The sequence below is a fragment of the Campylobacter sp. RM9328 genome, assembly GCF_012978615.1.
The window spans coordinates 1-1,893 of record NZ_LIWF01000039.1; the positions used below are offsets into that span (position 1 = coordinate 1).

The following is a 1,893-nucleotide window of genomic DNA, read 5'->3' on the forward strand; positions in this document are numbered from 1 at the left end:
CAATGGGACTGCATCCTATGCGGATGTTGCGCATCTGAGTGTAACAAACTAGAAGCAGATGCGAGTGATTATATGCAGCCATTTGTATTTACTCATGCTTATAGGGCTGCTGATGATTCAAGAAGTAAAGATCCTATGATACATCTAAAACCTGCTATAGCTAATGGACTATGGAACTGTGTTCACTGCCAAGAGTGTGTTGATAGATGTCCAAAAGGCATAAGCTCATTTGGAGATATAGAGTCACTTCGTGTTATGGCTATGAAAAAAGGACTAAATGAGGGAATGGGACCTGCTCACGCAGAGGCGTTCTTACTTGATATGGTAGAGGGTGACGGTAGACTAAATGAGATCAAGCTAGCCCTTAGAAGTGAGGGAGTATTAGCAAATACTACTAAACTAGATATCGCTTATAACCTAATGAAAGCCGGCAAGATGAATCCTCTTCATATATTTGGCGGAGAGAAGATAGAAGGACACGCAGAGCTTGTTAAGATGGTAGAAGCGGCAAGAAAAGCAGAGAAAGAAGGAACTATAAAATGAGTAATAATAAAGAATTTGCATTTTTCCCGGGTTGCGTATTAAGCCAAGCCGCAAAAGAGTCAAAGATGTCACTTGAGGCTATAGCTCCAATACTTGGTATAACACTACATGAAATTCCAGGCTGGAGCTGCTGTGGTGCTAGCCAGGCTCAATGTGTTGATCCTATAGCTAGCTTAGTAGCTAATGCTAGAAACATAGCACTTGGTGAGAAGATGGGTATGCCTATCCTTACAACATGCTCAACTTGTATGCTTACCCTTACAAAAGCTAAAAACACACTTGATAAGGGCGCTAAAGATCGTATAAACACCTTCCTGGCTGAAGGAAATATGAAATACGAAGGCAATACAGAGATAACTAGCCTTTTATGGGTGCTTTATCAAAACCTAGATACTTTAAAAGCAAAAGTTGTTAATCCTCTTTCAAATTTAAAAGTAGCTCTATTTTACGGCTGTCACTCTTTAAGACCAGAACGTGAGCTAACTAAAGAGAGCTCAACTAATCCAAAGAGCTTTGAAGCGGTAGTTGAAGCACTTGGTGCTACTATAGTTCCATTTGAAAAAAGACTTGATTGCTGTGGCTTTCATGCTAGCTATCCAGCAGGTAAATCAGTAAGAAAGATGTCAAGTCAAATAGTAGGTAATGCAGATAGTAACGGAGCGGATGTTGTAGTTACTCCTTGCCCGCTATGCCAAATGCAACTTGATATCTACCAAGAGAGGTATCAAGATGAAAACAACTCAAACATTAGAAAACCTATCATTCACCTATCTCAACTAGTAGGTCTTGCCCTTGGTCTATCTAATAAAGAGTTAGGACTTGATCTAAATATACAAGATGCTACTAGATTAGTGGGCTAAGTAAAAAGATCAAACAATCAATACTTAAGAAATCAGTATTGATTACCTATCTATTAAATAATTAATTAGGGAAGAAATTCCCTAATTACTCCTAAAAATTAATTTACCAAACTATCTTGTAATAAGTTTTAAAGATTTACTGTTTAAATTTAAGCTGTTGGTTTTTAAAACTATACTTTTCTTAAATTTTCATCAGTGGTTTTATACGCGTTTAAATTTAAGCTGTTGGTTTTTAAAAACAAAGAAAACTTATATATTTAATCACTGCAAGCTATCATATGTATTTATATTTAATTATTCTAGCCTATATATATGCTTAGTCACATAATCAATTAATCTAACAACTACAACACAATATACTAATAACACTAATGACACCGATAATGCCACTAATACTAGCAGCAATATCATAAACAATACTAATTAAATTTTAATCCCAGCAAGCTCTTGCATGATTGTTTCATGATGATTTTTAAGGTGGGATAGGCTA

Annotated in this window: 2 protein-coding genes; both read left to right on the top strand. The window is 36.1% G+C overall.

Annotated features, from left to right (window positions below; genetic code table 11):
* Positions 1-543, top strand: a 543-nt coding sequence (locus CCAL9328_RS10515; RefSeq protein ID WP_169972580.1) for a 4Fe-4S dicluster domain-containing protein, incomplete at its 5' end; no start/stop codon positions are given.
* Positions 540-1,403 (top strand): 8-methylmenaquinol:fumarate reductase membrane anchor subunit, encoded by an 864-nt coding sequence (gene sdhE, locus CCAL9328_RS10520; RefSeq protein ID WP_169938891.1) that lies wholly within the window; start codon positions 540-542, stop codon positions 1,401-1,403. The genes CCAL9328_RS10515 and sdhE, both read left to right, overlap by 4 nt.
* The last annotated feature ends 490 nt before the right edge of the window (positions 1,404-1,893 follow it).

Excerpts from the sequence above, each read along its gene's own strand:
- sdhE (WP_169938891.1), top strand. The coding sequence starts at position 540 with ATGAGTAATAATAAAGAATTTGCATTTTTCCCGGGTTGCGTATTAAGC.